The organism is Haloferax sp. DFSO60, from assembly GCF_046557615.1.
GTDB lineage: Archaea > Halobacteriota > Halobacteria > Halobacteriales > Haloferacaceae > Haloferax.
This window is the reverse complement of the sequence record NZ_JBKIII010000001.1, coordinates 1,046,724-1,072,964: the sequence shown is the minus strand read 5'-3', so window position 1 is coordinate 1,072,964 and position 26,241 is coordinate 1,046,724. Positions and strand designations below refer to the sequence as shown.

The window sequence follows — 26,241 nt, the reverse complement described above, 5'->3', positions numbered from 1 at the left end:
AGGAGCGATTAGAGCGAGACGGGGTCCGTCTTCAGATACTCGCGCAACACGGCAGTCGCATAGCAACCGTGCGGCAGGGCGAACTCGAATGTCGTGTCGTCTATTTCGAGGCCCGTTCGCACGAGAATCGCTCGTCGCGTCCCCGTCGAGTGGAACTGCCCCGGGAGGTCGAAGTCGGACTGTTCGAGGTCCAGTTCGTTGAGGACCTCTCGCTCGATTTCCCCTTGCTCGCCGTCGGCTAACTCAGTCTCGGTACCGACCAGCGGTGCGGTGACGAAGGCGCGCCCGCGCTCGGTGTGGCGGGCCATCACATCGACGCGCTTGCCGGTCGCCGTCTGAAGGCGACCTACGTCGGGGAGTTCGAGGCCCTCGGGCGCGTCGCGGTCGGCGAAACACACCACGTCGCCCTCGATTGGTTTGTCGAACGGCAGGCCGCGTTCGAGCCGCTCCGAGAGGACGCGGTTGAAGACGTAAGATTGCGCGGCGTTGACGAACATACGCTGGAGGTTCGACGGTACGGATTCGAGCGCGTTGCGCCAGTCGTCGTCGGTCTCGGCACCGTCCTCGGCGAGTCGGTGGAGCATGCCACGTTCGTAGCCGAGATAGCCCGGCATCGCATCGAGTGCGCGATGCCAGTCCGGGTCTGCAGAGTCGGCTTCCTCGTCTACGACTCCACGGCCTGCTTGGGTCTCTTCGGGTTCGCGCTCGCTCGGGTTTCCACAGTAGGCGAGGACTGCTTCGCGCCACTCGCCGCGGAGGATATGGAGACCGACAGTGTGCGTACTCGGTCGAATACTGCCGAACCGCTGGTGGCCGAAGAAGTTGGGGACGCCGACCATGTCGTCGCGGCCAGCGAAGGCTTCGAGCGACTCGGTGACGTCTTCGATGTTCTCGGGGTGGTCTGGGTCGCGGACGCGGATTTTGAACTCGTTGCCCGCGAGGTCACCGAAACTCAGGTTGCGACCGAATCGTCCGACGACTTCGATGTCTGCATCGTGAAGTTCGGGAACCTCGTCGGCGTCGCCGCCGTAGACCGAGAACAGTTGGGTAGTCACGGCGTGCTTGTCCTTCGTTCCGGCCCACGAGATTCGCTCTCTGCTCACGCCGAGTTCGTCGGAGAGGCGACCGGCGAAGTCGTTGGTGTCCCACCCGCGGAGCGTGACTCTGAGAAGGAGCGTCGGAAAGTCGCCCGTTGGTGCATCGACGGGGCGGATATTGAGCGAGTCGAGTTCGAGTTCGCGGACGTGGAAATCCTCGGGTTCGACGCGCAGGGTGCCGCCAATCCCGTCGGCGTCGCTCACGTAAGAGCTGATACCGACTTGTTGTTCGAGGGGGTGTGCCTCGCGCATCAGTAGAGCGAGAGGTCGCCCGTCACGCGGTCGACGAGGTCGTCTTCGGCGGGGCCGACCGCGAGTGCCGTCACCGTGCCGGGGTCGAGTTGGGTGTGTCCCGCGTCGCGGATGATAGCGTGGGGAAGGCCCTCTCGCTCGGCTTTCGAGGCGAGGTCGAAGAGTGTCTGCTCGCCGTTGGCCTTGAGGACGACTTTCTTCTGTCCGACGCCTTTCCACTTCGTGCGGGTCTTTCTATCCGCGTCTTCGTACGCAGAGAGCGAGGCGTGGGCGACCTGCGCGGCGAGTTTGCCTCGGCCCATGCCGAGGTCTGCTCGTGCGACGATGGCCTGTTTCATGCCGTGTACTCCCCGGCGACGGCCTAAATGTCCTCTCATCACGTGCGATGACAAGACATTTACTTGATAGTTGGGTGGGTTTCGGCAATGGCTGGTCCCCGAACGCCCCTCCTCAAGCCTCGCGCATATTTCGACTCGAAATCACCACCGTTCGATCTCCAGCGAGTGGCCCTCGTCGTCGGTGCGTATCTCGTCTACCAGTTTGGCACCCTCGACCTCCCGGCGGACCCCGATGGCGCACTCTCCGTGATGCAAGCAGCACTCGCCTCGTTGGACCTTCTCGGGACGCTCGTCGCACTCGTCGTCGTCGCGTGGACGACGTACATCCGGACTTACGGTCTCGCGTGCGCCCGCGACATTGCTGTGGGTGATGCGGCCGTCGTCACAGTTAGTTTGAGTTTTATCGGCTTTCTAATCAATCTCGCCTAGGACCGGAGAAGGTGGATTTACGTTGTCCCATCGCGCTCTTTCGCGCATGATACTCTCTGACGCCGATATCCTCCGCCGTCTCGAAGAAGGGAACCTCGTCGTGGACCCCATCGACGACATCGACATGCAGGTTCAGCCTGCGAGTATCGACCTTCGACTCGGCACGGAATTTTTGGAGTTCCAGCGAACCAACATCTCGTGTATCCACCCCAACCGCGAAGACGAGATTTCGAAGTACGTCCGTGAAACACACGTCGCCGAGGGCGACGACTTCATCCTCCATCCCGGCGATTTCGTCCTCGGAACGACCAAAGAGCGGGTCGAGATTCCCGCCGACCTGCTCGCAACCGTCGAAGGCCGCTCGTCGCTCGGTCGCCTCGCCGTGGTCATCCACGCCACCGCAGGCATCGTCGACCCCGGCTACGAGGGCCAGATTACGCTCGAACTCTCTAACCTTGGAACCGCTCCCGTCGCGCTCACACCCGGTATGCGCATCTCGCAACTCGTCTTCACCGAGATGAAATCGCCCGCTGACCGCCCATACGGTGCTGAACGCGGGTCAAAATATCAGGGTCAGCGCGGCCCACAGGCCTCGCGGCTCAGTTCGGACCCCGAGTTCGGTGGGTCGGAATGAGGTTCATCGAAGAAATCGTCGTCGAGGCGTTCCTGCCCACCTTCCGCGCACTGCTCGCCGAGGACCTCCGGAGTCGCGGCTTCACGCAGGCCGAAGTCGCGGACGTGCTCGGCATCAGCCAGAGTGCCGTCTCGAAGTACGCTCACGGCGAGGTCAGCGTCAACGACCGAATCGCCGACGACCCGCGCGTCGAAGACCTCGTCGCCCGCGTCGGGAAGGGACTCGCATCGGGCGATATGTCGCCCATTCAGGCTCTCATCGAAGCCGAGGTCCTCATCCGGCAACTCGAAGAGAGCGACCTCCTGTCGGACCTCCACGAAGAGGCCATGCCCGACCTCGCCGACTTCGATGGATTCGAGAGCATCCACGACCCCAACAGCGAAATCCGAACCGTCGAACAGGTTCGCTCGTCGGTCCGGCGCGGCCTTCGGACCCTCGTCAACACCTCTGGATTCGCTGGTCTCATCCCCAACGTGGGGTCGAACCTCGTCGAGTGTTTGCCGAATGCCGAAAGCGTGGACGACGTGGCGGCAATCCCTGGTCGAATCTTCGATGTGAAGGGGAAAGCGACCGTCCCCGGCGACCCGGAGTTCGGCGTCAGTGAACACGTCGCTTCGGTCCTCCTGTCTGCGCGCGCCGCTGGTGCGGATGTTCGTGCCACACTCAACATCGTCTACGACGCGGGCGTCATCGACGAACTCGAAGCCGAAGGCTACGAGTGCATCGAGTTCGACCCGGACGCGCCGACCGACCCCGTTCGTGAGGTCCTCTCTGACCGCAGTCTGCCGAAGACGTTCGTCGTCTACCAGACGGGTGGCTACGGTATCGAGCCAATCACCTACATCGTCGGCCCCGACGCGCCGACAGTCGCATCGGTCGCGCGCATCCTCCTCTGATGGCCGACCCCGCGAGCGTCGCACAGTCGTTCTATACTCGGTGGGCACGGGTCTACGACACCCTCGCCCGTCGCGCGCCGTGGATTCACACCGTCAGGAGCGATGCCGCAGATGCACTATCCTTGCATCCGGGCGAGACAGTCGTCGAAATGGGCTGTGGCACGGGCGCGAACCTCCCGTATCTCGCCGAGCGTGTCGGCCCAACGGGAATCGTCATCGGCGTCGATTTCTCGCCGGGCGTACTCGATGTCGCCCGTCGCCGCTGCTCCGAGTATCCGAATATCCACCTCGTCCGTGCCGATGCGACGACTCCGCCCATCGCCGATGCTGACGCCGTTCTCGCAACGTTCGTCTCGGGGATGTTCGGTGACCCCGCCGCTGTCGTCTCGTCGTGGGCGTCGCTCGTCGGCCCGGGCGGTCGTCTCTGTCTGGTCGACCTCGCGCGGACGACGCATCCCGCGTGGCGAACGTTGAATCCCCTCTTCCGTGCAGTCGTCCGTGCGAGCGCGCCGCCGGGGACGCGAACGATGCGTGGGTCGCCGACAGCGATGCTAGATTCCCGACTCGTCTCGGCACATCGCGCACTCGAATCCGCCTGTCGTGTCACCCACAGCGAGACTCACGCACTTGGGTTCGCACGGATTCGTTCGGGCGTCGTTCTGTAACTCGTGATTCTCACGTAAGTCGATATATGTGGGCTCTCAGCGACTCCACTGGGCCGAATCTGTGGTGAAAATATATGTCGATATATTGTGTATAATGCTACCATGGCGTACACTGTTAAAATGCCGAAGCTCGGGTTAGAGATGAAAACCGGATTACTCTCTGCCTGGCTCGTCTCCGAGGGCGACGACGTCTCTGAAGGCGATGTTCTCGCCGAAATCGAATCCGAGAAGACGACTGCCGAAATCGCGGCCAAAGAAGACGGCGTCCTCCGACGTATCCTCCTCCCCGAAGGCGAGTCTATCGAACCGAGCGGCGCGCTCGCAATCGTCGCCGAGGCCGACGAAGACATCTCCGACCTCGAAGCCGACGCCGGTGCCAGTGCGGCGACCGACTCGACATCGAGCGAGTCCGAGACGAGTGCCGAAACACAACCTGCTTCAGAACCAGAGCCAGCATCGGCGACAACAGGTAGCAGTACTGCAGCATCCGAGGTTCGCGCGTCGCCGCGTGCGAAACAACTCGCAGACGAGGTTGGTGTTGACCTAACAGCGGTTTCCGGAAGTGGGCCACAGGGTGCGATTACCGAGTCTGACGTCGAAGCCGCCGCATCTGCCGCCTCGTCAGGTTCGTCTGGTGGTGCCGCCGCAACGGCCGAGCCAATCCGTGCATCTCCGCGTGCAAAGAAACTCGCCGACGACCTCGGTGTCGACCTCACGACAGTCGAAGGAACCGGCCCGCAGGGTGCAATCTCGGAAGACGACATTCAGGCGGCAGCGCAGTCAGCGAGCGCCGAAGCGGTCGAAGAACCAGCGGAGTCCCAACGAGTGTTTGCTCCACCGACAGTCCGACGACTCGCCCGCGAACTCGGCGTCAAAATCGAGCGCCTCGAAGGGAGCGGCCAAAACGGCCGAATCACCGAATCCGACGTGCGCGCCGCGATTGGTTCCCAACAAGAGTCCGTCGCCACAGCATCCGGGTCTATCGAACCCGGCGTCGAAGAGATAGAGATGGAACGCCCGCTGACGGGGATGCGCCGAACCATCGCCGACCGACTCGGACAAAGCTATCGCGAGTCGGTCCACGTCACGGTCAATCGAAGCGCCGACGCAGAAGAACTCCTCGCGGCGAAAGATGTCGCCGCCGAAGCCTTCGACGCACCGATTTCGCTCTCTGACCTCCTCTTGCTCGCAGTCTCCGCGGCGCTCGATACCCATCCGGAGTTCAACGCGACGTTCGAAGACGAAACCCACCAACTCCACGCAGACCACCACATCTGCATGGCCGTCGATATCGACGCCGGATTAGTTGCGCCCGTCGTCCGAAACGTCGATAGCCTCTCGTTGCCGGAACTCGCCAAACAGCGCACAGAAGTCACAGAACGCGCCCTCGACGGAACCTACACGATGGACGACCTGACGGGTGGAACGTTCACCATCTCGAACCTCGGTGTCCTCGGCGTCGAATCGTTCGACCCGATTATCAACCCGCCGCAGGTTGCGATTCTCGGAGTCAACACCATCGAAAAGCGGGTCGTTCCGCTCGAAGACGACACGGTCGGGGTTCGAAAATTCATCTCGTTCTCGCTCTCGTTCGACCACCGAATCGTGGACGGTGCGGACGCGGCGCGCTTCCTCGCGACGCTCTGTGAACATATCGAGAATCCGTGGCCGCTCGTGCTCGCGGCGGCAGGTCGCTAACCGTCGAAAAAATCTGATTCGGACTTATGCTTCGCTGAAGTAGCCCTCTCGGGCCGCTTTTTCGACGACGGCATCGATATCGACGATTCGAGGGCCGTCGGCAACCGGCCGAATCTCTATGTAGCCGTCTTTTACCTCGCGTTCGCGTTCGCCATCGACACTGATGACGCCGCGTTCGAGTTCGAACGTGTAGGGTTCGCCATCGTCGAGGACTTCGTAGTCGGCGACGCGAACTTCTGAAAGGTTTCCAGGGACGGTAATCGCACGGACGGGCGTCCCCGGTTCGTCACCCCGCGAGAGACGGAATCCAACTCCGCCGGGGTCTTCTGGGCGGTGTGTGATGAGCGCGCCAGCAATCGCCGAGATGCCGATTTCGGCGGGTGAGGCGCGTGAGACGACGCCACCCACGATGTGTGACGGGTCGAGAATGGCGCGCGTGCCGACGAATGGTTGGTCGAGGACACCGAGGGTTGCCAAGCCGCGAATGGTCTCGTCACCCTTTCGGTCCTCGATTTCTGCTGCAATCGTTCCGTGAGTGAGGCTTGCTTCTTCGACCGAAACGATGCCAGTTGCGACGAACGCCGCAGCAGCGCCCGCGACCGTTCCATCGACCGGCGTCGGAACGACGTTGTTCGTCCCGGTGGAGATACTCACGACTGGCACGTCGCCGATCGTCTGTGCGACGTCTCTGGTCGTCCCGTCACCACCGAGAACGACGACCGCATCAGCGACGTCGCTGAAGTGTCGCGCCGCGGTTCGCGTGTCTCGCCACGAAGCAGTGATTGGCATCTCGACCGGTTCGATTTCGATTCCGGATGGTGCGTCTGCGACGATGCTCTCTGCGAGGCCGCCGTTATCCGGCATGATGCGAACGTCGATGTCGTCACGCACTGTGAGGCCTGCCAAGACGCACCCTGCGGTCCGGCGCTTCGCGTAGTTGTTGCTGACACTTGCGCCGCCAGTCAGCCGCCGGATGTCGCGTCCGGCGGCCGGGTTGACGACGAGACCAACGGTCGTCGTCACTTAGACAACTCTGTTAATCGCGGCTTCGACGTCCGATGCGCTCGGTAAGACTTCCTCTTCGAGTGCCGGACTGAACGGGATGTGGACGTCGGCGACGCCAACCCGCTGAATCGGGGCATCAAGGCTGTAGAACGCGTTCTCCATGACGCGCGTCGCAACCTCGGCGTGCGTACCGTACGAGAGCGGACTCTCGTCTGCGATGACGAGCCGACCGGTCTTTTTCACACTCTCGACGAGCGTGTCGGTGTCCATCGGATAGAGTGACTGGAGGTCGATAACCTCCATATCGACGCTGCCGTCGAGGTCTTCTGCGAGGTCGAGCGATTCGCCGACCATGCGCTGGGTTGCGACGACGGTGACGTCCTCGCCTTCGCGCTCGACGCTTGCGCTCCCGATTGGGATGGTGAAGTCTTCGTCCAGTGGGACTTGACCGCGCTGTTCGTACATCATCTTGTTCTCGAAGACGATGACGGGGTCGTTCGACCGAATCGCGGATTTGAGAAGGCCCTTTGCGGCACGTGGACTGCCGGGGGCGACCGCCATCACACCGGGGAAGTGAGCAAACCAGGTGTGGAGCGTCCCCGAGTGCTGGCTTGCCGCACCCATGCCGCCGCCCTCGGTCGTTCGGACGGTGACAGGCATCTCCGTCTTCCCACCGAACATGTAGCGGTTCTTCGCCATCTGGTTGATGATCTGCTCCGAACAGACGCCGATGAAGTCGGCGAACATGATTTCGACGACTGGGCGTGTGCCAGTTGCCGCGGCACCGACTGCGGCACCCATGAATCCTGCTTCGCTGATTGGCGTGTCACGGACGCGCGTCTCGCCGAACTCGTCGACGAGGTCGCCTGTCACTTCGAAGACGCCGCCGAAGTTACCGACGTCTTCACCCATCACGAAGACGTCCTCGTCGCGTCGGAGTTCTTCGCGGAGTGCGAGGCGAATCGCCTCACGGACGGTCATCTCTTCGGTCTGTTCTGGTCCTGTTCCCGGTGCTGATTCGGTACTCATTGGTCCTCACCTCCGTCAGAGTCAAGCTCTGACGAGACTCGCGAATCGTCGATTCGCTCACCTCCGTCAGCCCGCATTTGGCTGGAGAACTGACTAATCTCTGGGACTGTCGCGTCGAACATGTCTTCGTAGGCTTCGGTTGGGTCTGGGTATTCAGCCGCTTTTGCCTCTTCAACGGCTGCTTCGATTTCTGCGTCGATGTCGGCTTTCAGCTCGTCGAACTCTTCTTCGGTAATCGTTCCGGCATCGATGAGTCGCTCTTTGAACGAGTCAATCGCGTCGCGTCCGCGCCAGCTATCGACCTCTTGTCTGGTCCGATAGGGCTGCTGGTCACCCTCGAAGTGACCGTAGTATCGGTACGTCTCGGCTTCGATGAACGTCGGCCCGTTGCCTTCTGCGGCCCGCTTGCGGGCTTCTTTCACTGCTTCGAAGACTGCTGTGATGTCCATCCCATCGACGGTAAAGCCGGGGATGTTGTACGCCTCAGCAGTCTCACTCAGGTTCTGTACGTTGTGTTGTTTATCGACAGGAGTCGCCTCACCGAATTGGTTGTTTTCGACGACGAACACTGCCGGGAGGTTCCACGTCGCGGCCATGTTGATGGCCTCGTGGACCTGTCCTTGTGCGACTGCACCGTCACCGAAGAACGCGAGTGCGACCGTATCTTCACCTTTCAGTTGCGAAGTGAGTGCTGCACCGGTTGCCAGTGGTGGGCCTGCGCCGACGATACCGTTCGCGCCGAGCATCCCTGCATCGACGTCTGCGATGTGCATCGAGCCACCCTTCCCGTTACAGTAGCCACCCTTTTTGCCGTACAACTCGGCCATCATTATCTTCGGGTCGAGTCCTTTGGCGATACAGTGACCGTGCCCTCGGTGGGTACTCGTGATGTAGTCGTTTTCTTCTAAGGCTGCACACGCACCGACTCCGACCGCTTCTTCACCGACGTACAGGTGAACGAACCCCGGCAGTTCACCGTCAGCAAACAAATCGCCCGCCTTCGTGTCGAATGCACGGATTGTCAGCATCCGCTTGAGCGCTTCTCGTTGTCCGTCTTCCGTTGTGATGTCAATTACTACCATACCACACATCAAAATCATCACAATCAATAATCATTGTTTTGCAAATTGTCGGTATCCGTTCATCAGAACCCATGACTGTACTATTTAACAGCAATTCACAATACTATGAACATTGACAAGAATCTCGAAGGTGTAGTCATGTCCCCCGGTTACACCGGCGTCGCCTGTCTCTTTTTGTCTCCGAGTCCCTAACGACCGATGACTGAGGTCCCAACGCATGAATATGCTCTACAAGGGTGAGTGGCGAACCGACAAGTTCGTCGCCACCAACGACGACGGCGAGTTCGAGCGACAGACCACCAGTTTCCGCAACTGGGTCGGCGAAGACGACCGCTTCCCCGTCGAGGCCGGACGCTACCACCTCTACATCTGTCGTGCGTGCCCGTGGGCACACCGAACTGCGATGACGCGCGCACTGAAAGGGCTCGAAGACGTGATTTCGCTCTCGCTGGTCGAACCAGTTCGTATCGACGACGGCTGGGAGTTCTCCGAGGACATTCCCGACCCACTCTACGACGAGGAGTACCTCCGCGACATCTACACCCGTGCGGACGACGAATTCACGGGCCGCGTCACCGTCCCCGTCCTCTGGGACAAAAAGCGCGAGACCATCGTCAACAACGAGTCGCGCGAAATCATGCGCATGCTCGACGAGGCGTTCGACTCACTCGCCGAAAACGACGTGGACCTCAACCCTGACGGTTACGAAGAAGAGGTCGAACGCCTCATCGACGAGATTTACGAACCCGTCAACAACGGTGTCTATCGGGCCGGATTCGCAACCACCCAAGAGGCCTACGAGAACGCTGTCGGTGAGTTGTTCGACGCACTCGACCACTGGGAGGAGGTTCTCGACGACCAGCGATTCCTCGCAGGCGACAAACTCACCGAGGCGGACATTGCCATGTTTGCGACACTGATTCGCTTCGACCACGTCTACCACACCCACTTCAAGTGTAACAAGAAGGCCATCCACGAGTACGACAACCTCTGGAACTACACGAAGGAACTCTACCAACTGCCGGGTGTCGAGAAGACGGTCAACATGGACCACATCATCCGCCACTACTTCGTCAGCCACGACGACATCAACCCCAAGCGCATCTACGCGGTCGGTCCGGACCTCGATTTCAACGAAGAACACGACCGCGACCGGTTGCCTGTCGAACTGTCGCCCGCACTCAGCGACGACTAACACTCTCTCCCTATCGTTCGGCGATTTTTTGGCCACCGATACCACCGACCGAATTCTCCCACCGACACCACCGGACCAACTCTCTTACTTGCCCATCTCTTCGAGAAACATGACCGCACGGAGGTCCGATGGAAGCCGTCCCATTTGCCAGTTGGCCTCGTCCTCTGCGGCGCGCTCGTCAGTTGGATTGGCGGCGACGGTGGATTTTATCGCGTAGTTCGCCGCGCTCTTCGCGTGTCTGTCTACCTGAACGGTTGCGACGGCGTGACCGGCGGCACGGGCTGCTTCGCAAGCGGCAGTCGAGGATGCGTCGCGTGCGGCCGCCTGCGCAGCGAGCGACTGCTCTCTCGCCTCAGCGACCGTCACTTCGCCGTTCTGCCACTCACGTACTGTCTCGATTGCGGTTCGAGGTCGGTCGTCGTCTGGTCGTTCCGCCTCGAAGAGCCGTAGCACGTGTTCCGCACAGTCGGCAGCCCACAACGCCAGTGTCTCGTGACGCTCGTCGTCGAGGCTGTTGTCTCCGCTCCATTCGGGTCCCGTCTCCCACCGAATCGTGAACCCCATACACAGTACACGCGCACCAACCCCATGAACAGTCCGCGTCCGAGGCCGACACGCATCGGTGCCTCTGTTCCTTCGATTCTCCCCCGCGACGCCTTCTTGCCCGCCCGATTGGTAGTATGACGCATGGGCCGACTCGAATCCCTCCGTAGACGAGTCGAACCTCCTCCCCGCGCGGTCGATTGGAGCATCCTCGTTCTCACGCTCTTCGAAGCCCTCTCGGGGACGCTGAGCCTCGGCGCTGGACATCCGGCCAACGGCTTGCTCTTCGTCGTCCACGGCGTCGCCGGGCTCTCTCTCGTCGCGCTCGTCGGTTTCAAACTCTACCGCGTCCGACACAGAGTCCTCGATTCACGACTTCACGACCGCGACACGCCCGTCTCGATACTCCTCGCACTCGTCGCGCTCCTTACGCTCGGAACCGGTATCGCGTGGGTCGTCGGTTTCGAGGTTCGAATCGCGTTCTGGACGCTCCTCAACGTCCACATCGGCTTCGGCCTGCTCGTGATTCCGGTCCTTCTCGTTCACCTTCGCTCGCGATTTCGAACCCCAAGTAGCGCCGATTTCGCGGGTCGCCGCCGCGCCCTCCAGTACGGCGGCTTGCTCGTCTTCGGCGCGCTCACCTATCGCGTGACCGAAGCGGTCGGCGAGGTTCGCGGCGCGAGTCGCCGGTTCACTGGCTCACGGCCCCTTCCGGACGAAGATGGCAACGCCGCATTTCCCGTTACGAGTTGGGTCGCCGACGACCCCGACCCAATCGACCTCGATTCGTGGCGGCTCTCGATTACGGGGTTGGTCGATTCGCCGTTCACGCTCAGCACCGACGACCTGGTCCCGAACCGAACACAGCGAACACTCCTCGACTGTACGAGTGGCTGGTACACGGAACAAGACTGGACCGGCCTCAAACTGAGCGAGTTGCTCGAAAACGCTGGTGTTCACTCGTCAGCACGGTGGGTGACGGTTCGTTCTGTGACGGGATTCCGCTGGTCGTTTCCCATCGACGAAGTAGACGAGATGCTCCTTGCGACTCACGTCGGGGGTGAAGCACTCTTGCACGGTCACGGTGCGCCCCTCCGATTGGTCGCGCCGAATCGCCGTGGCTTCCAGTGGGTGAAGTGGATTAATGAAATCGAGGTTCGCCGCCACCGCGACTCGGTACAGTGGCTCGCGGTGCTGGTGAGTGGATTCAGTTAGGGCCGTCGCTGCTTCTGTCGCTACGTGAGCGCGGGGGAGTCTGCCGATGGCCCACGGGTTCCCTCTCGATTAGTGTGCGACCGCCACCCGACGATGCCTGCTCCGAGAAGAAGGAGGCCACCGGTGACGAGCAGGAACGGCTCGGCACCGAGAATCAGCTTCGTGGATGTTCCGTCGTACGTTTGGACCACTGTATAGAGGCCCGGGTCCCGGGCGTAGCTGAACACGGCTCGAAGTGGATAACCCAGTTCGACACCACCGATTACCAACGGAAGGACTGCGGCGTACTTCCACCGAAGTGTGGCGACCGCGCCACCGACTCCGACACATCCGAGCTGGGCCAACATGCGCTCTTCGTGATTGAGCCGTCCTCCCCACCCGGTCTCGATTGTCCCCTCGTACACCGGAGCGATGTGGAGCAATTCCTGTTGGATTCCGACGAGGATAGCACCGAGTCCGACGACAGCCATCGCAACTGTAACCGCCTTCTGACTATTCATGCGTCTCGGCAACCATGTCGTCCAAGTATAGTTCTTACTCGTTCGATAGGACTCACTGGGACGTTACGTATCGTCGCCCGAACGAATCGCTTTCTCTGCCGCGGCGAGTGCTTCGTCGGCGTCGAATGCGTCGATGATGGCTTCGAGTTCTTCTCGGGATGCCCCTTTCAGGTCGCGGGCGTGTTTCGTCATGTTCGGGACGGCGCGCATGATGTTGTCCACGATTGGGACGGTTGCGACCTGCGCCGACCGGGACATCGGATTGAGGTCGATGACGAGTTCGGTCTTGCCCATCTCGCCGAGTGCTTCTGCACGGTCGCCGTCTTCGAGGGGGACGACCACGACATCAGCACTCCCAATTCCGTCTGCATCGACTTTGGCGCGCTCGTGGTCCAGACCCGGGATTCGCCCGTCCGCAGTCAGGCCTTTCACCTCGTCCGCACCGTGTTCGCGGAGGTGCGAGACGATTGCCTCCATGCGCTCTTCGGTTCGATTGAACAGGTTGACTTCGAGGTCCGCATCGACTGCTTCGGCGAGTTCGACCATCTCTTCGGGACAGAGTGCCGCGACGTTACCGTTGACCGAGATGACGGGGTGTTCGGCAAGAAGAAGGTAGGCCGCCGAGACTCGTTCTGCTTCGTCGGCGCTCGGGATGGTTCGCTCGCCGAGCAGGTAGTCGAAGGCCTCGCCGCGACCCTGTGCGATGAGGCCCTGCTTGCTCGTGATTCCTTTCTCGACACCCGCTTCGATTCGATGGCGGGTAAGCAACGATTGGTAGCGCGGGTGGCTCTCGGGAATCTCGATATCGCTCATTATCGAACGTCTTCGCTCCGAGGATAATTCAGTTTCTCATCCGAAACTCGGCGGAAATCGACTGGATTAGTCGTGATTTAGCGTCGCACCGGCGGGGTGAACTCGACAGACGACGGGGTCGTATCCAGCATCTGAGAGTCCCGTTCCGATGGCAAACACGGTCTCGCCGAGCATCGCCATCGCGGCACTGCCACCCGCATCCGACACGTCGTTGATGGCGGCTTCGACACGAGAAGTGAGCAGGCTTGCGTCGCGGGCGAACTGTCTCGACTCCTGCATAAAGCGGTCCAACGTCGGTTCCTCACGAATCCGTTCCAGTGCCGCTTCGCCCGCCGCCGTCAGTGCTGTCGTATCGCCCGAGAGTACTTCTTCGGTCGAGAGGCCGCCGAACGCGACGTACTCGATTCGTGGGCGAGCGGGGATGCCGTCCATCGTTCCGTGGGTTGGTGCGCCCGGCTCGACGCGAATTGGGATGCCGCCGCGTGCCTGTGCGACGACGTCGCCGAGGCCGGTTCCCGCGCGAACTTCCGCTTCGTGAGCGAGGGTTATCAGTTCGTTTTCGGACCGGCGGGTTTCGAATACGGAGTTCGCTGCCAGCGCCGTTCCGAGTGCCATCGCCCCCGACACGCCGAACCCTGCACCGAGTGGCAACTCCGTCTCTGCATCGACGGTTGCGGCCACGCCGAGCGCGTCTAACACGTCTTCGACGGGCGGCATCGAAACGTCCTCGTCGTTGAGTCGAACCCGTGTCTCAGAAGCGGATTCGACTGTCACGGTCACGCCCTGCGAGAGTGTCATCCCTGCACCGCGTGACCCGGCGATAGACGGGTCGTCGTCCGGGTGTGCGCTGAAAAAGCCCGTGACGTGGCCCGGGACGAAAGCCGTCGCGTCGTCACTCATCGGTCTTTCTACGAGTAGGGTCGGTTAACGGTGTTGTGTTTTGTGGCGGTCGTTCGTGTCGAATGAGAGTCAGGAATGCTCGAATTCGACCGCCTCGTCGTCTCGCACCTCTCGCCGCGAGTCGGTCACCTTTCGGGCGTCTGCGACGGTTTCGGTCTCTAACAGACGTTCGACCTTCTGTTCGAATGCTTCTTCGCTCAATTCGCCGGTCGCATAGCGTCGCCGGAGCGTCGCAAGTGCATCCTCGGTTTCATCGGTTGCTTCGGCTTCCTCTCGTTGTCGGGATTCGTAGAGCCTCACGAGCGCCATCGCGGCGGGAAGCACGCCCGCAAACCCCACCGGGAACGCAATCCAGAACCACGGATTTCCGAGCGCGAGCAGGCCGAATCCGACGAGAAACACGAGCGCCATGATGACGCCCGCAACGAGCTGTTCGAGCGGTGATTCCTCTTCGTTCTCTTCTCCGACGACGACCGAGACCCCACGGTCGATGCCGCTCGTTTGCTCCCCCGATGACGACGAGTTCACACACACACTGTTGACTCGCAAGCAACCTAACGATTATTTCGCCGACTGTGAGTGTCAGGAAACTGGTCGCGTGGCTCTGCGGGTGAAAATAATGAGATTGTTGGTCTGTGAGCGGTCGTCGCCTAGGGCGACAGACGCTGCCGGTCCGGCGAGATTCACTTTGTTCGTCTCGCTGGCTCTCCAAGTCTTCGTCCTATGGACTCAGATGTTGGCGATCTCGTGGGAACTCACTCGCAAATCGAAGATTTGCTCCCTGTTCCCACGCTCGTGTTGCGTCGTCGCCTAGGGCGACAGACGCTGCCGGTCGCGTGGGAACAACACAGCCTCACGGATGTTGCCCAGTCCGAGCATCGTCATGATGAGACGCTCGCCACCGAGACCGAACCCGGCGTGCGGGGGCATGCCGTACTTGAACATCTTCGTGTAGTATTCGAACGCGTCGGGGTCGAGACCCTGCTGTTCGAAGCCTGTGATGAGGTTGTCGTAGCGGTGTTCACGCTGACCACCGGAGACGAGTTCCATCGTCGGGTGCATCATGTCGAAGCCCGTCGAGAGCGTCTCGTCGTCGTCGTTGTCCTTGATGTAGAACGGCTTGATTTCGCTCGGCCAGTCGGTGATGAAGTAGTGTTCGCCGACGTCTTCGCCGAGTGCCTTCTCGCCTTCCGTAGGCAGGTCGTCGCCCCAGACGAGTTGCTCGTCGAGTTTGCCCGTCGCGTTGATGCGCTGGATGGCTTCCTCGTAGGTGAGACGCGGGAAGTCGCCTTCGGGTGCCTCGAACTCGTCGGCGAGGTCGAGTGCTTCGAGCTGTTCCTGGCAGTTCTCTTCGACTGCCTCGTAGGCGGCCTTGACGACCGCTTCACACACGTCCATCGCTTCGGTGTGGTCGATAAAGGCCGACTCGAAGTCGATGGAGGTTGCCTCGTTGAGGTGCCGCGGCGTGTTGTGTTCTTCGGCGCGGAAGATTGGGCCGATTTCGAAGACGCGTTCGAGACCAGAGCCGACCATCAGCTGCTTGAACAGCTGTGGCGACTGGTTCATGAACGCCTCTTTGCCGAAGTACGTGATGGGGAAGAGTTCCGTACCGCCTTCGGTGCCCGTGGCGACGATCTTCGGCGTGTTGATCTCCGTTGCCGTGAGTTCGCGGAACTTGTTTCGGACTGCGTTGAGGACTTCGGCGCGAATCTCGAAGATGGCCTTTACTTCCTCTTTGCGCAGGTCGAGCGTCCGGTTGTCGAGACGCGTCGAGAGTTCGGCATCGACCTTACCCGAGGGGTCGAGCGGAAGTTGCGCGTCGGCCTCGGCGATAACGTCGAGGCTCTCTGGCGTGATTTCGACGCCCGTCGGCGCACGTGGTTCTTCGGCGACGTCGCCGGTGACGGCGATGACGCTCTCGCGGTGAACGCCAAGTCCCGTCTCGACGAGGTCGTCGTCCATCTCGTCCTTCTCGAATTTGACCTGAATCTTGCCGGTCGTGTCCCGCAGAATCAGGAACGCGATGCCGCCGAGGTCACGAGTCTCGTGAACCCACCCGGCGACGGTAACCGTCTCGCCAGGCTTGGCGTCGGCTGTGTACGTTCGGTCTCGCATACGACCAGATTCCGGACCGTCGGTCTTAAACACAGTGTCTTCGGTTTGCCGCCAATCGGGGGTCTTCTGCCGCTTTTCCTGTCAGTGTGTCCCATGCGACTATGACTGTCGAGTCCAATCGTGTCGTATGGTTGACTCACAAACGCCACCTTCTGACGAGCCTTCACCCCGCGCAATCGACGAACACGACCACGAGTGGGTCGAATCCGAGACGGGCGACCGCTTTTCCTTTCGCCGCAAACAACTCGGCGCGCTCGCTGGCGGCCAAGACCTCGGCTGTTCGCTCTACGAAGTCCCGCCCGGAAAGCGTCCGTGGCCGACACACTACCACGAAGGCAACGAAGAGGCCCTGTACGTTCTCTCTGGAACTGGCACGCTCCACACCCGCGAGGGTGCCGACGACTGTTCGCTCTCTTCTGGCACCTACGTCGCACTCCCTACGGGCGAGGAGTTCGCTCGACAAATCGAAAACGACGGCGACGAACCACTCCAGTATCTCGCCATCTCGACGATGAACGCGCCCGACGTAGCCGTCTATCCCGACTCGAACAAGGTCGGTGTCTTCTGCGGTTCGCCCCCCGGTGGCGACAAGGAGGCGCGAACGCTCCACGGCTACTTCCCGCACGATGCAGCGGTTGGATACTGGGACGGCGAGCAAACGAGTGATGACGGCAGCGAGTAACAGGCGAGCGACGAGTGAAACTCTCTCTGAGCTGAGGTTTATATACGAACACGGGACCACTGCGCCTCGAACATGGACGCTTCAGACTTCGAATCCGCATTCGCACTCCCGTTCGCCAGCGACACCTCATTCGACACTGTCGTTGCAGGCGTACTCGTGACGCTCGCTTCGGTCGCGACGCCGCTCGCAAATGTTCTTCTCGTCGGCTACGCCGCCCGACTCGTCCGCGGCGGCGACCGCAACGCGAGTTCTCTCCCCGCCTTCGACGACTTTCTCGGAATGGGTGTCGAGGGCGCACGTCTCTCGGCAGTTCTCGTCGCACTTCAACTCCCTGCTATGGGCATCGCCGCTGGCGTCCTCAAACTCTCCGGGGAGTCGCTTGCGGCGCTCTCACTCGTCTCCAACCCCGAACTACTCTCCTATCTCGGCCTCTCCGCCATTGCCGTCGTTGGTCTCGCGTTCGCTGGCATCGCCGCGCTCGCTGGGATGTACACCTACGTGGCGATGATGGTTGCAATGGCTCACGAACGGTCGTTCCTCAGCGCGGTTTCCAGCGCACACGAACTCGCCTTCGACACGTCGTTCGTGCCGGTCGTCGCCGCCGTCGCGCTCGTCGGCTTCGGTGGGCGGATACTCGAAGCACTCTTCGGAACCTTCCCACTCATCGGTGTCGTACTTGCGAGTGTCGTCTCGTTCCTGACGCTCGTCGCGGCCGCCACGCTCCTCGGGCGCGGTTCACCGGACGAATCACAGCAGCGCGTCAGTCCACCCACCGAATTGAAAATCGAGAGCGTTGGCTCGGCTTGAGAAGAGATGAAAACTAGGAGCTATTCGGCGTTAAGGAGTTCGGCTTTGGCATCTTTCGCGCCTTCGACCGTCTCGCGCACCGCATCGGCGCCTTTGTCGTGCAAGAGGTTGCCGACGATGACCACGTCGGAGTTGCTCGCCATCTCGTAGGCCGAGTCGTAGTCGTGGATGCCGCCGCCGTAGAAGAGTGTCGCCTCGTCGAGCGCGTCGTGGGCCGCTTTGACCTTCTCGGGGTCGCCGTAGGTTCCCGAGTATTCGAGATAGATAATCTTCTGGCCGAACATCTTCTCGGCGACGCGAGCGAACGAGGCCACGTCTTCTGCCGACTGGTCGGTATCGGCATCGGTGTACTCCGCGACAGAGGAATCGGGGTTCATGACGATGTACGCCTCGGTGTGGGTGCGGTCCCAGTCGAGACCGTCTTCGATGCGAACCCACTCTTTGTGCGCGCCGGTAATCCAGAACGAATCGCTGGCGTTGAACACTGTCGGGATGAGGTAGCCATCCAGCCCATCGTGGTCGATGACGACCGCCGGGTTCGACGGTTCTTGATACACTGGAATGTCGTACTTCGCGGTGGCGTCGATGACGCGCTGCATCTTCTCTTCGGTGATGTCGAGCGTCCCACCGATTTCGAGTGCGTCGGTTCCCGTCTCGCACACGTCTTCGAACGTCTCGTCCTCGAAGAGGTCTTTGTCAGGGTCGATTTTCGTAATATGGTCCCAGTCTTCCCACGGATAACTCATTGGTCCGACTATGCTTGACGGGGGCTAAAAAGCGTGCGGAAACTTTGGGGTTTGAGACGGTTTACGCTACGACCATCTCTCTCGTTGTCGAAATCCGTAAAATCTGAGGGGGGTTAGAACAGCTTCGAAGCTAATCCGCGGCCGCCTGCCACTTGCGAATCGTATCCGCACCCACACCTTCGACTTTCGCTGCGATGTCGTCGGGTTCGGCGTCTTTCAGTGAGGATACGTCTTCGAATCCTGCTTCCTTCAACTTCTCCGCTGTCTTCGCTCCGATACCTTTGATACTCTCTAAGTCACTGCCGCTTGCGCCCTGCTGTTGTGCCTGATATTCGCGGTAGTTGCAGATGGGACAGCCGAGTTCCCACGGTTCGCGGTCGCCGTCGTACGTGATTCGAAGTTCTGGAAGCCCGTGTTCGTCGCACGATTCATCGGTGACTTCAATGTCGCCGCGGCGGGGGAGCGGCAGCGAGTAGTCGCAGTCGGGATAGCGCGTACAGCCGACGAGTCGAGAGCCGGAGCGGAGACGCTTGATTGCGAGTTCGCCGTGTTCGTGGTCGGCATCGTCGTCCTCGGCATCCGACTCGACACCTTCACCGCATTCCGGACACGGACCAATCACGAGGTCCTCTTCTTCGTCGGCTTCTTCGGCTTTACAGAGCGGACAGCCGTGGACGAACGTCTTACGCCCGGCGAGCATCTTGATGTGCCGGAGGTCGTGCTCCTCGCAGGTGTCCTCCATGATGAGCGGTTTCCCCGTCGAAGGAAGCGGGAGCGTGTTCGTACAGTCGGGATACGAGTCACAGCCGATGAAGTACGAGCCACGGCGACTCTTTCGAACCACGAGGTCGCCGCCGCATTCGGGACACGGACCGACGGTCTTGTCGGCTTTGAGCGACTTCTGGAGTTGGTCACCGAGTTCTTCGCGCGACTCCATGAGTCCCTCGAACACGTCTTCGAGAATCTCCTTGGATTCGGCAGTGACCTCCTCCAGTGTGGCCTCGCCGCGGGAGATTGCCATCATGTCGGATTCGAGTTGCGAGGTCATCTCCTCGCTGACGATGAGCCGTGCGAAGTCTTCGGACGCGGTGACGACGGCGCTGGCGAGGCGAGTCGGGCGCGGCGGGTCGGACTCGATGTAGCCACGGTCGTAGAGTTTCTGAATCACGTCGTGGCGGGTTGCTTTCGTCCCGATACCCATCTGCTCCATCGTCTCGATGAGTCTGGACTGACCGTAGCGACGCGGTGGCTGGGTCTGCTTGGCGTCGAGATGTGTGTCCGTGAGTTCGAGCAGTTCGCCCTCTTCGACGTCGGGGACGAACGACTCACTGGAGTTGAAGTACGGATACACGTCGTGGTAACCGGCTTCGAGCAGGCGCTTGCCGTTGGCTTTCAGCGAGAGACCGGCGGCCTCGGCGACGACGCGCAGGTGTTCCCAGATTGCATCTTCGGCGACGGTTGCGAAGAAGCGGCGGACGACGAGTTCGTACACGTCCCACTCGTCCTCGGAGAGGTCCGAGGCGCTCGGAAGTTCGCCCGTCGGGTGAATTGGTGGGTGGTCGGTGGTCTCGTTGTCGCCCTCGGTTGGCTCGATTTCTTCTTGTTCGAGGAGACTCTCAGCGTCGTCTTTGAATCGGCGGTCGGCCTCGAACGCACCGAGGAGTTCACGGGGGTCGAGGTCGTCGGGGTAGACCGTGTTGTCCGTACGCGGATAGGTGATATACCCCGCCGTGTAGAGGTCTTCGGCGATGCTCATCGCCCGCTGTGCGGAGTAGCCAATCGACCCTGCCGCGCGGATGAACTGCGTGGTGTTGAACGGCGCGGGTGGCTTGTCGGTGCGGGTACGGCGCTTGACGGCGGTGACTTCTGCGCCGTCAGCAGTCAGAAGCGTCTCGTAGGCTTCGGTTGCATCGGCTTCGTCCCAGACGCGCTCTGCTTCGGTGCCGTCGTCGTCGAGATAGAAGTACTGGGCTTCGAAGGATTCGGCGGCACCGTCGGCGTCCTTCGTCAGTTTCGAGAAGAGTTCCCAGTAGTCCTGCGGGTCGAACGCCTCGATTTCGCGCTCGCGGTCCACGATGAGCTTCAGGGTCGGCCCCTGAACCCGACCGACCGAGATGAAGTCGTTGCCGAGTTGTCGGGCCGACAGTGAGAGGAAGCGCGTGAGCGCCGCGCCCCAGATGAGGTCGATAATCTGTCGTGCTTCACCGGCGGCGGCGAGGTTGAAGTCGAGTTCGTCCGGGTTGTCGAACGCCTCGGTCACTTCGCGCTGGGTGATCGAGGAGAAGCGCACGCGGTCCACGGGAACGTCTTCGTTCACGTCGCGGACGAGTTCGTAGGCTTCCTTGCCGATGAGTTCGCCCTCGCGGTCGTAGTCAGTCGCGATGGTGACCGACCCGGCGCGGCGGGCGAGTCGCCGGAGGGCGGCGACGATGTTCTCTTGGGTAGGGTGTTTCTCGACGGGCGCGGTGATGAGTTCGACCGGTTCGACGTCACGCCAATCGTTGTACTCTGGAGGGAAGTCCACACCGACGACGTGGCCGGACAGACCGATACAGCGCTTGCCGCCCCACTTGTAGACGTTCACTCCGTTCATTCGCTCTGCGGAGGCGGACTCGCCGCTCAGGATGTCGGCAATACGCCTCGCGGCGTTGTCCTTCTCCGTGATGATAAGTTCGGGGCCCCGACTCATTGCCCGGCGATATGAGGGGGGATGTCCTAAACCTTTCGTGGGCGAATTCTTAGCGTAGAAGCCTCAAGGCGCGCGTATGTGGGTGTGCGAGTGAACGTGCGCGCTGCTCGCGCGCGAGAGGTGTGCTAGATAGAGAGTGAGACGAGAAGAGCGAGAGCGAAGACTCGACTAACTCACACGCTTCTGTCTGTACTTCACGTAGCTAAAGCCGAGACCGAGTGCGGCGACGACGACGCCGACGAGTTCTATCATGTCACTGATGGTAAGTCCGCCACCGGTTCGGGGCGGTTCACCGATGTCGTTGCCACCGATATCGTCGCCATCGACGGTGACCTGTGCCTCAGTCTCCGGTGTCGGGTTCGTCTCACCCGGTGTGTCTGTCGCTCCAAGTGTCAGTCGATACGACCCCGCGCCGTAGGCTTCGACGCCGGGATAGTAGCCGCTGATAAAGATGCGATGCCAGCCAGTCTCGCGGGCGACGACGCGAATCGTCCGCGACTCGCCCGATTCGACTGTCACGGGGTCTATCATACCCGTGTTCGACGCATTGGTGATGACGACGGTCAACCAACCCCAACTGTCGGTCGGCTCGATGGTCGCTTCGACGTACTGTCCTTCGACGGTCCACACGGCGATGTAGTCGTGGTCGATGTAGCGGTACTCGCCGGTGTCCCAGTCGTAATCGTACGTGATGGTACCTTCGACGACGGTTCCTGATTCGACTTCCATCGGAGCGAACGGGTCGTTATTCGGCTCTTGTTCGGTCAACGTCTGCCCGGATACAACCGTCACTCCGAGTGGTGAACTCATCACTGCGAGAAGCACGACGAGTACGACACAGACCGCGACTGACGCACGCATTCGACCAGTCTAGTACGCGTTCTTGAATCATAATATCGCCGTTAGGTCAGGTTCCCTGACCCAAGCCCTTAACGCGATTCGAGCCAACCCACACTCGTGTCGAAGGACTCGCGTGTAGACATGACGACGGGTGCGATTGCGCCCAAACTCCTCTCTCTCTCGTGGCCGCTCGTCGCGGGGAATCTCTTACAGACGCTCTACAACCTCGCCGACGTCTTCTGGGTTGGTCGCGTGAGCGCCGAGGCCGTCGCGGCCGTCTCACTCATGTTTCCAACCACGTGGATGTTCATCTCGACGGCGATGGGTATCACCGCGGCGACGATTGCGCTCGTCTCTCAGCACGTCGGCGCGGGCGAAGACCGTGAAGCAGACCACATCGTCGGTCAGACGATTCTCCTCACGCTCACCGTTTCGATAGCACTCACCATACTCGGGTTCATCTTCAGAGCGCCGTTGCTCACCCTCATCGGCGCGAAAGGAGCAGTTTACACCGAAGCACTCGCGTACATCGAAGTCATCTTCCTCTCGCTCCCGCTTACGTTCCTCTTCTTCGCCTTCCGCGCGGCGTTGCAGGGAGCGGGCGACACCAAGACTGCGATGTGGCTCATGGTCGTCTCCGCCGGACTCAACGTCGTCCTCGACCCGATTCTCATCCTCGGCGCAGGACCAATCGCCGGGATGGGAACCCGGGGTGCGGCCATCGCCACGCTCATCGCACGCCTCTTTGCGACCGGTGCGGGCGTCTACATCCTCCTGCGCGGTGACTGGGGTGTCCAACTCCACCTCTCGGACCTCCGGCCCGACCGGGAGCGTCTGGCGAAACTCGTCGATATCGGCTATCCCGCGACCCTCGACGGCTGGGCGCGGAGTTTCTCTGCCGTCGTGATGGCCGCGTTCGTCGCTCGGTTCGGTCCCGCCGCGACTGCGGCATATGGTGTCGGTGTTCGCCTGATGTCCGTCTCGTGGACCGTCTCCGGCGCAGTCGGACAGGCAACTGCGACCGGCGTCGGACAAAACCTCGGCGCGAAGACCCCTGACCGTGCGGCCTCCGTCGCGTGGACGGCAACCGCCGCGACGATGGGGCTTCTCTTCGCCGCCGCCGGGTTCGTCCTTCTGTTCCCCGGTGAAGCGGTTCGGCTGTTCGTGGACGACGACGCAGTCGTCACCGAGGGCATCACGTTCCTCAGAATTATCGCGCCGTCGTGGGCGTTCTTCGGTGGCGTCATGGTTATTCAGGGAGCCTTCCGCGGTGCGGGCGTGACGAAAGCGTCGATGATTCTCTCCATCCTCTCGCGGTGGCTTCTCCGCGTCCCGGTTGCCATCGTCGTGGCCTTCTCGTGGACGGTCACGCTCCCTGTGATTGGGTCCGTTTCAGGACTTGGATGGGGCGTCGATGGTCTTTGGTGGGCATTCGTGACTGGTGCCGTCGGGTCGTTCGTCATCGCCGTCTCGTGGTTCCGACTCGGGACGTGGCGCAGGGGTATCTTGGACCGACCCGAAACTTCGGCGACGGCGGGCGACGACTGAACCTGACAGTCGAACTGATTTTGTAGGGATGTCGTGATTGCTCAGTATGGCCTGGCCCTCCTCCCGACTGCTGCGACCCGCGTTCGCGATTTTACTGATACTCACACCGTGGTGGGGTCCGGCGCTCTCGCTCACCGGAACCGACTACACCTACGAAGCGACCGAAATCGCGGTCGAAGACAACCGGCTAGAAATTTCGGACGATGAGACACGAATTGCGCTCCGTCACGGCATCGATGGATTTGCATGCACCTTCGGAACGTCTTCCTCACGCTACTGCACCCTCGAAGCCTTGACCTTGAACGGAAGCGTCGAAGTTGACCACCCTACTATCACGCGGAGTACGGGATATCTCTGGGCCGACGAGTTGTATCTCGCGTACAGCGACGGTCGAGTATTCGAGCGCCATTCGACGTGGGAAGACGGCCACTTCGTCCTCTCCACAGAACGTGTGTCTGCGGCAGGCGCTCTGGAAAACGTCTCGTCATCGACCGCTCCGTTCCCAGAAACAGAGACGGCCATTCGCGAGGGGAGTGTCGTCACCGACGAACGACTCTGGCCGAGAGACGCGGGTGCGCAAGTCATCAAGTCGGATGAAGAGTACTACGTCGTCTATCAGACGTTCCAGCGACAACGACTCTCGGCAAACCCGGCGTTCGAGGAGTTCCTGACGTGGTTCGCGGTCGTCATCGGGTGTGCCATGTTGTTCGGCCGCGACGCGGACCAGCCCTGAAGGTCGCAACCGGCGTTCCAGCCAAACATTCTGTTTTGTGGCAACAAAGTATCATGTATGATGAACACGAATGTACTGCCATGTCCCATACCCCGGAACTACCGGAACGGTACGTTTGTGACAACTGCCACGTCATCTACGCAGGCACGGTGACACACGAAGACGGCGAGTTCCACTACTCGGAACCGGTCGAATGTGCGGCCTGCGGCTCGACGCACTTCGTCATCATCGAACAGTACGTCCGACACAAAACGCAGTAAAAACGGAGGACAGAAGCGACCGACTCGCTTCGTCGGTTACTCGTCGAGTTTCTCGCGGAGCAACTGGTTCGCGGTGCCGGGGTCGGCACTGCCTTTCGACTTCTGCATGACCTGTCCGACGAGGAAGTTGAGCGCGCCGCCTTCGCCTTCGTGATAATCTGAAACGGCGTCGGGGTTCTCTTCGATAGCGTCCTCGACGAAGCCGACGATTTCGTCGTCGTCGGCCTTTCCGAGACCCGCTTCCTCGACGACGGTGTCGGGGTCTTTCTCCTCGTCGAGCATCTTGCGGAGGATGATCTCCTCGGCGTTCTTCGTCGTCACCTCGTCGGCGTCCACGAGTTCGACGAGGCGCGTGAACTCGTCGAGACGGTCGGCCACGTCCGTAATCTCCATGTCACGGTAGTTGAGTTCGCCGAGCAGGTTGTCGGCGACCCACGTCGCGGCGAGGTCGGCGTCGAACTCGGAGGCGATGTTCTCGAAGAAGTCAGCAACCTCTTTCGTCGAGGTGAGTTTCGAAGCGGACTCTTCGTCGAGGCCGTACTCTTCACGGAAGCGCTCGCGGCGCGCGACGGGGAGTTCCGGAATCGGAATCTCCTCTTTCCAGTGGGCGACTTGGAGCGGCGGCAGGTCGGCCTCTTCGAAGTAGCGGTAGTCCTTCTCTTCTTCCTTCGAGCGCATCGAGACCGTAACCTTGCGGTTCTCGTTCCAGTGGCGTGTCTCCTGTTCGATCGCGCGGCCGCGCTTGATTTCGTTCTTCTGGCGGTGGGACTCGTAGGCGAGTGCCTTCTCTGCTCCTTTGTGACTGGAGATGTTCTTGACTTCGGTGCGGTTCGCCGCTTCGAGTGCCTCGTCTGAAATCGAACCGTCCGCTGCGATTTCGTCGGCGGGGACGACCGAGATGTTGGCGTCGATGCGGAGCGAACCGTCACGGGTGGCGTCGAACACGCCGAGGTATTCGAGTACCTCTTCCAACTTGGCGAGGAACGCTCGGGTCTCCTGCGGACTGCGGAAGTCCGGTTCGGTGACGATTTCCATTAGGGGCGTCCCGGCGCGGTTGTAGTTCACCAACGTATAGTCGGCTCTGTCGATGCTGCCGCCTTTGTGTTGGAGGCTGCCGGGGTCTTCTTCGAGGTGGGCGCGCGTGATGCCGATGTCGCGGCGCTCGCCCTCGACGGAGACTTCGAGTACCCCGTCGGCGCAAATCGGTGCGTCGTACTGGGTGATTTGGAAGTTCTTCGGCAGGTCGGGGTAGTAGTAGTTCTTCCGGTGGAACCGGGTGTCTTCGGCGATAGATGCGTTCAGTGCCTTGCCGATTTTCACTGCGGATTCGACCGCTTTCTCGTTGAGGACGGGCAGGGCACCCGGCAGGCCCAGACAGACGGGACAGACACGGGTGTTCGGCTCTTCGTCCTCAGCGGGCTCGGTCGAACAGCCACAGAAAATCTTCGTCGCCGTCTCGAGTTGCACGTGGACCTCCAACCCGATAACGACGGCAAGTTCACGCTGTTCGAGCGCTTGCGCAGTCATTGG

General features: G+C 61.1%; 27 protein-coding genes. 12 read left to right on the top strand and 15 right to left on the bottom strand.

Going from position 1 to position 26,241, the window contains the following annotated elements; genetic code table 11:
* Nucleotides 1-8: 8 nt before the first annotated feature.
* Both truD and pth2 read right to left on the bottom strand, forming a co-directional pair.
* Nucleotides 9-1,349, bottom strand: a complete 1,341-nt coding sequence (gene truD, locus ACK509_RS05645; protein WP_410765517.1) for a tRNA pseudouridine(13) synthase TruD — start codon at nt 1,347-1,349, stop codon at nt 9-11.
* Entirely contained in the window at nt 1,349-1,687 is a 339-nt protein-coding gene (gene pth2 / locus ACK509_RS05640) for a peptidyl-tRNA hydrolase Pth2 (protein WP_390224185.1), read from the bottom strand. The genes truD and pth2 overlap by 1 nt, the downstream gene beginning before the upstream one ends.
* Before the next feature lie 87 nt (nt 1,688-1,774).
* Here pth2 and ACK509_RS05635 point away from each other — a divergent pair, with 87 nt between their 5' ends.
* The 5 genes from ACK509_RS05635 (at nt 1,775) to ACK509_RS05615 (ending at nt 6,009) form a co-directional block, all read left to right on the top strand.
* The gene (locus tag ACK509_RS05635; RefSeq protein WP_410765516.1) at nt 1,775-2,116 is read left to right on the top strand and encodes a hypothetical protein; all 342 of its coding nucleotides are present in this window, start codon (nt 1,775-1,777) and stop codon (nt 2,114-2,116) included.
* Nucleotides 2,117-2,162: 46 nt separating this feature from the next.
* Nucleotides 2,163-2,750: a dCTP deaminase gene (gene dcd, locus ACK509_RS05630; protein ID WP_410765515.1), complete on the top strand. Its 588-nt coding sequence runs from the start codon at nt 2,163-2,165 to the stop codon at nt 2,748-2,750.
* Complete coding sequence (locus ACK509_RS05625) at nt 2,747-3,646, top strand: thiamine-phosphate synthase family protein (protein ID WP_410765514.1); 900 nt, start codon at nt 2,747-2,749, stop codon at nt 3,644-3,646. Before dcd ends, ACK509_RS05625 begins: the two co-directional genes overlap by 4 nt.
* On the top strand, nt 3,646-4,311 hold the full coding sequence (locus ACK509_RS05620) for a class I SAM-dependent methyltransferase (protein WP_410765513.1): 666 nt from the start codon (nt 3,646-3,648) through the stop codon (nt 4,309-4,311). Before ACK509_RS05625 ends, ACK509_RS05620 begins: the two co-directional genes overlap by 1 nt.
* A 102-nt stretch (nt 4,312-4,413) precedes the next feature.
* On the top strand, nt 4,414-6,009 hold the full coding sequence (locus tag ACK509_RS05615; protein WP_410765512.1) for a 2-oxo acid dehydrogenase subunit E2: 1,596 nt from the start codon (nt 4,414-4,416) through the stop codon (nt 6,007-6,009).
* A 24-nt stretch (nt 6,010-6,033) separates the two neighbouring features.
* Here the strand turns inward: ACK509_RS05615 and ACK509_RS05610 are convergent, their stop codons facing one another.
* From ACK509_RS05610 to ACK509_RS05600, 3 genes are read right to left on the bottom strand one after another with little or no spacing between them, the layout of a single operon-like run.
* Nucleotides 6,034-7,032 carry an NAD(+)/NADH kinase gene (locus ACK509_RS05610; protein WP_410765511.1) on the bottom strand — a complete coding sequence of 333 codons (999 nt, stop codon included), beginning with the start codon at nt 7,030-7,032 and terminating at the stop codon, nt 6,034-6,036.
* Nucleotides 7,033-8,043 (bottom strand): alpha-ketoacid dehydrogenase subunit beta, encoded by a 1,011-nt coding sequence (locus tag ACK509_RS05605; RefSeq protein WP_410765510.1) that lies wholly within the window; start codon nt 8,041-8,043, stop codon nt 7,033-7,035.
* The gene (locus ACK509_RS05600; RefSeq protein ID WP_410765509.1) at nt 8,040-9,125 is read right to left on the bottom strand and encodes a thiamine pyrophosphate-dependent dehydrogenase E1 component subunit alpha; all 1,086 of its coding nucleotides are present in this window, start codon (nt 9,123-9,125) and stop codon (nt 8,040-8,042) included. The genes ACK509_RS05605 and ACK509_RS05600 overlap by 4 nt, the downstream gene beginning before the upstream one ends.
* Before the next feature lie 217 nt (nt 9,126-9,342).
* Here ACK509_RS05600 and ACK509_RS05595 point away from each other — a divergent pair, with 217 nt between their 5' ends.
* Nucleotides 9,343-10,320 carry a glutathione S-transferase family protein gene (locus ACK509_RS05595; protein ID WP_410765508.1) on the top strand — a complete coding sequence of 326 codons (978 nt, stop codon included), beginning with the start codon at nt 9,343-9,345 and terminating at the stop codon, nt 10,318-10,320.
* 84 nt (nt 10,321-10,404) lie between these two features.
* On the opposite strand, the gene ACK509_RS05590 is transcribed toward ACK509_RS05595, so the two are convergent.
* Nucleotides 10,405-10,884 (bottom strand): putative immunity protein, encoded by a 480-nt coding sequence (locus ACK509_RS05590; RefSeq protein WP_410765507.1) that lies wholly within the window; start codon nt 10,882-10,884, stop codon nt 10,405-10,407.
* Nucleotides 10,885-11,007: 123 nt separating this feature from the next.
* Here ACK509_RS05590 and ACK509_RS05585 point away from each other — a divergent pair, with 123 nt between their 5' ends.
* Complete coding sequence (locus tag ACK509_RS05585; RefSeq protein ID WP_410765506.1) at nt 11,008-12,078, top strand: molybdopterin-dependent oxidoreductase; 1,071 nt, start codon at nt 11,008-11,010, stop codon at nt 12,076-12,078.
* 20 nt (nt 12,079-12,098) lie between these two features.
* On the opposite strand, the gene ACK509_RS05580 is transcribed toward ACK509_RS05585, so the two are convergent.
* From ACK509_RS05580 to aspS, 5 genes are all read right to left on the bottom strand, one after another.
* The gene (locus tag ACK509_RS05580; protein ID WP_410765505.1) at nt 12,099-12,578 is read right to left on the bottom strand and encodes a hypothetical protein; all 480 of its coding nucleotides are present in this window, start codon (nt 12,576-12,578) and stop codon (nt 12,099-12,101) included.
* 63 nt (nt 12,579-12,641) lie between these two features.
* The gene (locus tag ACK509_RS05575; RefSeq protein ID WP_410765504.1) at nt 12,642-13,391 is read right to left on the bottom strand and encodes a 4-phosphopantoate--beta-alanine ligase; all 750 of its coding nucleotides are present in this window, start codon (nt 13,389-13,391) and stop codon (nt 12,642-12,644) included.
* Nucleotides 13,392-13,457: 66 nt separating this feature from the next.
* Entirely contained in the window at nt 13,458-14,291 is an 834-nt protein-coding gene (locus ACK509_RS05570) for a pantoate kinase (RefSeq protein ID WP_410765503.1), read from the bottom strand.
* Nucleotides 14,292-14,360: 69 nt separating this feature from the next.
* Nucleotides 14,361-14,783 carry an SHOCT domain-containing protein gene (locus tag ACK509_RS05565; protein ID WP_410766255.1) on the bottom strand — a complete coding sequence of 141 codons (423 nt, stop codon included), beginning with the start codon at nt 14,781-14,783 and terminating at the stop codon, nt 14,361-14,363.
* A 318-nt stretch (nt 14,784-15,101) separates the two neighbouring features.
* Nucleotides 15,102-16,406 carry an aspartate--tRNA(Asn) ligase gene (gene aspS / locus ACK509_RS05560; protein ID WP_410765502.1) on the bottom strand — a complete coding sequence of 435 codons (1,305 nt, stop codon included), beginning with the start codon at nt 16,404-16,406 and terminating at the stop codon, nt 15,102-15,104.
* A 127-nt stretch (nt 16,407-16,533) separates the two neighbouring features.
* On the opposite strand from aspS, the gene ACK509_RS05555 reads away from it, so the two are divergent.
* Both ACK509_RS05555 and ACK509_RS05550 read left to right on the top strand, forming a co-directional pair.
* A complete protein-coding gene (locus ACK509_RS05555) occupies nt 16,534-17,088 on the top strand; it encodes a cupin domain-containing protein (RefSeq protein WP_410765501.1) in 555 nt (184 codons plus the stop codon).
* A 72-nt stretch (nt 17,089-17,160) separates the two neighbouring features.
* Nucleotides 17,161-17,895 (top strand): DUF4013 domain-containing protein, encoded by a 735-nt coding sequence (locus ACK509_RS05550; protein WP_410765500.1) that lies wholly within the window; start codon nt 17,161-17,163, stop codon nt 17,893-17,895.
* Nucleotides 17,896-17,915: 20 nt separating this feature from the next.
* On the opposite strand, the gene ACK509_RS05545 is transcribed toward ACK509_RS05550, so the two are convergent.
* From ACK509_RS05545 to ACK509_RS05535, 3 genes are all read right to left on the bottom strand, one after another.
* Nucleotides 17,916-18,641, bottom strand: a complete 726-nt coding sequence (locus tag ACK509_RS05545; RefSeq protein ID WP_410765499.1) for a phosphoglycerol geranylgeranyltransferase — start codon at nt 18,639-18,641, stop codon at nt 17,916-17,918.
* A 130-nt stretch (nt 18,642-18,771) separates the two neighbouring features.
* The gene (locus ACK509_RS05540) at nt 18,772-21,330 is read right to left on the bottom strand and encodes a DNA topoisomerase I (protein WP_410765498.1); all 2,559 of its coding nucleotides are present in this window, start codon (nt 21,328-21,330) and stop codon (nt 18,772-18,774) included.
* Nucleotides 21,331-21,498: 168 nt separating this feature from the next.
* Nucleotides 21,499-22,191 carry a hypothetical protein gene (locus ACK509_RS05535; protein ID WP_410765497.1) on the bottom strand — a complete coding sequence of 231 codons (693 nt, stop codon included), beginning with the start codon at nt 22,189-22,191 and terminating at the stop codon, nt 21,499-21,501.
* 96 nt (nt 22,192-22,287) lie between these two features.
* Here ACK509_RS05535 and ACK509_RS05530 point away from each other — a divergent pair, with 96 nt between their 5' ends.
* The 3 genes from ACK509_RS05530 to ACK509_RS05520 all read left to right on the top strand — a co-directional run bounded on the left by ACK509_RS05530 (nt 22,288) and on the right by ACK509_RS05520 (nt 24,711).
* The gene (locus ACK509_RS05530; RefSeq protein WP_410765496.1) at nt 22,288-23,718 is read left to right on the top strand and encodes an MATE family efflux transporter; all 1,431 of its coding nucleotides are present in this window, start codon (nt 22,288-22,290) and stop codon (nt 23,716-23,718) included.
* Nucleotides 23,719-23,764: 46 nt separating this feature from the next.
* Nucleotides 23,765-24,451: a hypothetical protein gene (locus tag ACK509_RS05525; RefSeq protein WP_410765495.1), complete on the top strand. Its 687-nt coding sequence runs from the start codon at nt 23,765-23,767 to the stop codon at nt 24,449-24,451.
* Between the two features lie 80 nt (nt 24,452-24,531).
* Nucleotides 24,532-24,711, top strand: coding sequence for a hypothetical protein (locus ACK509_RS05520; protein ID WP_410765494.1), 180 nt, complete (start codon nt 24,532-24,534; stop codon nt 24,709-24,711).
* Between the two features lie 36 nt (nt 24,712-24,747).
* Here ACK509_RS05520 and gatB read toward each other — a convergent pair whose 3' ends face one another.
* Entirely contained in the window at nt 24,748-26,238 is a 1,491-nt protein-coding gene (gene gatB / locus ACK509_RS05515) for an Asp-tRNA(Asn)/Glu-tRNA(Gln) amidotransferase subunit GatB (RefSeq protein WP_410765493.1), read from the bottom strand.
* Nucleotides 26,239-26,241 lie beyond the last annotated feature (3 nt).

What these genes read in the sequence shown, in the direction of transcription:
- ACK509_RS05625 (WP_410765514.1), top strand. Translation starts at nt 2,747, where the DNA reads ATGAGGTTCATCGAAGAAATCGTCGTCGAGGCGTTCCTGCCCACCTTC.
- pth2 (WP_390224185.1), bottom strand. Translation starts at nt 1,687, where the DNA reads ATGAAACAGGCCATCGTCGCACGAGCAGACCTCGGCATGGGCCGAGGC.
- gatB (WP_410765493.1), bottom strand. Translation starts at nt 26,238, where the DNA reads ATGACTGCGCAAGCGCTCGAACAGCGTGAACTTGCCGTCGTTATCGGG.
- truD (WP_410765517.1), bottom strand. Translation starts at nt 1,349, where the DNA reads ATGCGCGAGGCACACCCCCTCGAACAACAAGTCGGTATCAGCTCTTAC.
- ACK509_RS05525 (WP_410765495.1), top strand. Translation starts at nt 23,765, where the DNA reads ATGGCCTGGCCCTCCTCCCGACTGCTGCGACCCGCGTTCGCGATTTTA.
- ACK509_RS05620 (WP_410765513.1), top strand. Translation starts at nt 3,646, where the DNA reads ATGGCCGACCCCGCGAGCGTCGCACAGTCGTTCTATACTCGGTGGGCA.
- ACK509_RS05550 (WP_410765500.1), top strand. Translation starts at nt 17,161, where the DNA reads ATGGACGCTTCAGACTTCGAATCCGCATTCGCACTCCCGTTCGCCAGC.
- dcd (WP_410765515.1), top strand. Translation starts at nt 2,163, where the DNA reads ATGATACTCTCTGACGCCGATATCCTCCGCCGTCTCGAAGAAGGGAAC.
- ACK509_RS05635 (WP_410765516.1), top strand. Translation starts at nt 1,775, where the DNA reads ATGGCTGGTCCCCGAACGCCCCTCCTCAAGCCTCGCGCATATTTCGAC.
- ACK509_RS05585 (WP_410765506.1), top strand. Translation starts at nt 11,008, where the DNA reads ATGGGCCGACTCGAATCCCTCCGTAGACGAGTCGAACCTCCTCCCCGC.
- ACK509_RS05535 (WP_410765497.1), bottom strand. Translation starts at nt 22,191, where the DNA reads ATGCGTGCGTCAGTCGCGGTCTGTGTCGTACTCGTCGTGCTTCTCGCA.
- ACK509_RS05520 (WP_410765494.1), top strand. Translation starts at nt 24,532, where the DNA reads ATGTCCCATACCCCGGAACTACCGGAACGGTACGTTTGTGACAACTGC.
- ACK509_RS05555 (WP_410765501.1), top strand. Translation starts at nt 16,534, where the DNA reads ATGGTTGACTCACAAACGCCACCTTCTGACGAGCCTTCACCCCGCGCA.
- ACK509_RS05545 (WP_410765499.1), bottom strand. Translation starts at nt 18,641, where the DNA reads ATGAGTTATCCGTGGGAAGACTGGGACCATATTACGAAAATCGACCCT.
- ACK509_RS05540 (WP_410765498.1), bottom strand. Translation starts at nt 21,330, where the DNA reads ATGAGTCGGGGCCCCGAACTTATCATCACGGAGAAGGACAACGCCGCG.
- ACK509_RS05575 (WP_410765504.1), bottom strand. Translation starts at nt 13,391, where the DNA reads ATGAGCGATATCGAGATTCCCGAGAGCCACCCGCGCTACCAATCGTTG.
- ACK509_RS05590 (WP_410765507.1), bottom strand. Translation starts at nt 10,884, where the DNA reads ATGGGGTTCACGATTCGGTGGGAGACGGGACCCGAATGGAGCGGAGAC.
- ACK509_RS05605 (WP_410765510.1), bottom strand. Translation starts at nt 8,043, where the DNA reads ATGAGTACCGAATCAGCACCGGGAACAGGACCAGAACAGACCGAAGAG.
- ACK509_RS05570 (WP_410765503.1), bottom strand. Translation starts at nt 14,291, where the DNA reads ATGAGTGACGACGCGACGGCTTTCGTCCCGGGCCACGTCACGGGCTTT.
- aspS (WP_410765502.1), bottom strand. Translation starts at nt 16,406, where the DNA reads ATGCGAGACCGAACGTACACAGCCGACGCCAAGCCTGGCGAGACGGTT.
- ACK509_RS05595 (WP_410765508.1), top strand. Translation starts at nt 9,343, where the DNA reads ATGAATATGCTCTACAAGGGTGAGTGGCGAACCGACAAGTTCGTCGCC.
- ACK509_RS05600 (WP_410765509.1), bottom strand. Translation starts at nt 9,125, where the DNA reads ATGGTAGTAATTGACATCACAACGGAAGACGGACAACGAGAAGCGCTC.
- ACK509_RS05580 (WP_410765505.1), bottom strand. Translation starts at nt 12,578, where the DNA reads ATGAATAGTCAGAAGGCGGTTACAGTTGCGATGGCTGTCGTCGGACTC.
- ACK509_RS05615 (WP_410765512.1), top strand. Translation starts at nt 4,414, where the DNA reads ATGGCGTACACTGTTAAAATGCCGAAGCTCGGGTTAGAGATGAAAACC.